This is a genomic window from Pseudoalteromonas sp. SA25 (genome assembly GCF_011378705.1).
GTDB classification, from domain to species: domain Bacteria; phylum Pseudomonadota; class Gammaproteobacteria; order Enterobacterales; family Alteromonadaceae; genus Pseudoalteromonas; species Pseudoalteromonas arctica.
In genome coordinates this window covers 1-3,694 of the sequence record NZ_WTKV01000049.1, presented here as the reverse complement: position 1 = coordinate 3,694, position 3,694 = coordinate 1, and the positions used below count along the sequence as shown (strand labels likewise).

General features: G+C 48.3%; 2 tRNA genes and 2 rRNA genes. All 4 read right to left on the bottom strand.

The features are described from left to right. Window positions 1-1,488 (bottom strand): 23S ribosomal RNA (locus GQR45_RS21155); the annotation flags it as partial. Between the two features lie 303 nt (window positions 1,489-1,791). Then, window positions 1,792-1,867: transfer RNA gene (locus tag GQR45_RS21150), tRNA-Ala, on the bottom strand. A gap of 50 nt (window positions 1,868-1,917) precedes the next feature. Beyond that, window positions 1,918-1,994, bottom strand: a tRNA-Ile gene (locus GQR45_RS21145). Window positions 1,995-2,070: 76 nt separating this feature from the next. Continuing rightward, window positions 2,071-3,606: ribosomal RNA gene (locus GQR45_RS21140) — 16S ribosomal RNA — on the bottom strand. Window positions 3,607-3,694 lie beyond the last annotated feature (88 nt).

Here is a 3,694-nt window from a genome sequence, read left to right as displayed (position 1 = left end):
TGTCCGGATTTACCTAAACAAACGCCCTACTCACTTTCACATAGACTACCAACGCTATGCTTGCTTAGCCTGCTCCGTCCCCCCATCGCAATTATATCGAGTACAGAAATATTAATCTGTTTCCCATCGACTACGCCTTTCGGCCTCGCCTTAGGGGTCGACTTACCCTACCCTGATTAACATGGGATAGGAACCCTTGGTCTTCCGGCGTGGGAGTTTTTCACTCCCATTATCGTTACTCATGTCAGCATTCGCACTTCTGATACCTCCAGCATACCTCCCGGTACACCTTCAACGGCTTACAGAACGCTCCCCTACCACTCAGAATAAATTCTGAATCCGCAGCTTCGGTGCATAGTTTAGCCCCGTTACATCTTCCGCGCAGACCGACTCGACCAGTGAGCTATTACGCTTTCTTTAAAGGATGGCTGCTTCTAAGCCAACCTCCTGGCTGTCTGGGCCTTTCCACATCGTTTCCCACTTAACTATGACTTTGGGACCTTAGCTGGCGGTCTGGGTTGTTTCCCTCTTCACGACGGACGTTAGCACCCGCCGTGTGTCTCCCGGATATTACTTTACGGTATTCGGAGTTTGCAAAGGGTTGGTAAGTCGGGATGACCCCCTAGCCTTAACAGTGCTCTACCCCCGTAAGTATTCGTCCGAGGCTCTACCTAAATAGATTTCGGGGAGAACCAGCTATCTCCCGGTTTGATTAGCCTTTCACTCCTAGCCACAGGTCATCCCCTAACTTTTCAACGTTAGTGGGTTCGGTCCTCCAGTTGATGTTACTCAACCTTCAACCTGCCCATGGCTAGATCACCGGGTTTCGGGTCTATACCTTGCAACTATTCGCCCAGTTAAGACTCGGTTTCCCTACGGCTACCCTATTCGGTTAACCTCGCTACAAAATATAAGTCGCTGACCCATTATACAAAAGGTACGCAGTCACCCAACAAGTGGGCTCCTACTGCTTGTACGTACACGGTTTCAGGTTCTATTTCACTCCCCTCACAGGGGTTCTTTTCGCCTTTCCCTCACGGTACTGGTTCACTATCGGTCAGTTGGGAGTATTTAGCCTTAGATGATGGTCCACCTATATTCAGTCAAAGTTTCACGTGCTCCGACCTACTCGATTTCACTTAAAATGTCTTTTCATGTACGGGACTATCACCCTGTATCGTGGCGCTTTCCAGCGGCCTTCCATTAACACATAATAAGCTTAAGGGCTGTTCCGATTTCGCTCGCCGCTACTTTCGGAATCTCGGTTGATTTCTTTTCCTACGGGTACTTAGATGTTTCAGTTCTCCGCGTTCGCCTCGTTAACCTATGTATTCAGTTAACGATACCTGCAAGCAGGTGGGTTTCCCCATTCGGAAATCTTAGTCTCAAGCGCTTTTTACTAGCTTGACTAAGCTTATCGCAAGTTAATACGTCCTTCATCGCCTCCAACTGCCAAGGCATCCACCGTGTACGCTTAGTCACTTAACCATACAACCCAAACGGGTCTTTGTTTTGTGACAGTTTAACTTCGCCAGAAGTCAATATTGAATACTAAAGTAGATACCAATCAATCAACTCAAAGAGTTAACTAAATGGCACTGAATGGTACTGCTACCATTCTTTTTTTACTTTTGAAAACTCTTGATAAATACAATGTATCTATCAGAATTTTATTATCAGCTTTTCCAAATTTTTAAAGAGCAAGAGATGTAAAAACTTCTAAAAATTAAACACACTCTATTCTCAGGCGGTTAATGGCCCGATAAAGAATATTTATTTTTAAGAAGTAAGTGGTGGAGCTAAGCAGGATCGAACTGCTGACCTCCTGCGTGCAAGGCAGGCGCTCTCCCAGCTGAGCTATAGCCCCACATATGCTGGTACTTATTGTTTTAACCATCTTCTTAATTAGATAAGAAGTGGTGGGTCTGAGTAGATTTGAACTACCGACCTCACCCTTATCAGGGGTGCGCTCTAACCAGCTGAGCTACAGACCCAAAACAATAAGTGTTGTTCTCTTTACAATAACAATCATCTGTGTGGACACTACGAACAAATAAGTTCTAAATCGTATAAGGAGGTGATCCAGCCCCAGGTTCCCCTAGGGCTACCTTGTTACGACTTCACCCCAGTCATGAATCACTCCGTGGTAAACGTCCTCCCGAGGGTTAGACTATCTACTTCTGGAGCAACCCACTCCCATGGTGTGACGGGCGGTGTGTACAAGGCCCGGGAACGTATTCACCGCGTCATTCTGATACGCGATTACTAGCGATTCCGACTTCATGGAGTCGAGTTGCAGACTCCAATCCGGACTACGACGCACTTTAAGTGATTCGCTTACTCTCGCGAGTTCGCAGCACTCTGTATGCGCCATTGTAGCACGTGTGTAGCCCTACACGTAAGGGCCATGATGACTTGACGTCGTCCCCACCTTCCTCCGGTTTATCACCGGCAGTCTCCTTAGAGTTCTCAGCATTACCTGCTAGCAACTAAGGATAGGGGTTGCGCTCGTTGCGGGACTTAACCCAACATCTCACAACACGAGCTGACGACAGCCATGCAGCACCTGTATCAGAGTTCCCGAAGGCACCAAACCATCTCTGGTAAGTTCTCTGTATGTCAAGTGTAGGTAAGGTTCTTCGCGTTGCATCGAATTAAACCACATGCTCCACCGCTTGTGCGGGCCCCCGTCAATTCATTTGAGTTTTAACCTTGCGGCCGTACTCCCCAGGCGGTCTACTTAATGCGTTAGCTTTGAAAAACAGAACCGAGGCTCCGAGCTTCTAGTAGACATCGTTTACGGCGTGGACTACCGGGGTATCTAATCCCGTTTGCTCCCCACGCTTTCGTACATGAGCGTCAGTGTTGACCCAGGTGGCTGCCTTCGCCATCGGTATTCCTTCAGATCTCTACGCATTTCACCGCTACACCTGAAATTCTACCACCCTCTATCACACTCTAGTTTGCCAGTTCGAAATGCAGTTCCCAGGTTGAGCCCGGGGCTTTCACATCTCGCTTAACAAACCGCCTGCGTACGCTTTACGCCCAGTAATTCCGATTAACGCTCGCACCCTCCGTATTACCGCGGCTGCTGGCACGGAGTTAGCCGGTGCTTCTTCTGTCAGTAACGTCACAGCTAACGGGTATTAACCGTTAACCTTTCCTCCTGACTGAAAGTGCTTTACAACCCGAAGGCCTTCTTCACACACGCGGCATGGCTGCATCAGGCTTGCGCCCATTGTGCAATATTCCCCACTGCTGCCTCCCGTAGGAGTCTGGGCCGTGTCTCAGTCCCAGTGTGGCTGATCATCCTCTCAAACCAGCTAGGGATCGTCGCCTTGGTGAGCCATTACCTCACCAACTAGCTAATCCCACTTGGGCCAATCTAAAGGCGAGAGCCGAAGCCCCCTTTGGTCCGTAGACATTATGCGGTATTAGCAGTCGTTTCCAACTGTTGTCCCCCACCTCAAGGCATGTTCCCAAGCATTACTCACCCGTCCGCCGCTCGTCAGCAAAGTAGCAAGCTACTTTCTGTTACCGCTCGACTTGCATGTGTTAGGCCTGCCGCCAGCGTTCAATCTGAGCCATGATCAAACTCTTCAATTAAAAAGTTTTATGTCTTTCGACAGCTCAATGAATTCTGAATTTATTTTAATATCTTTCGATATTGAATTGACTGTGCCGAATAATTACC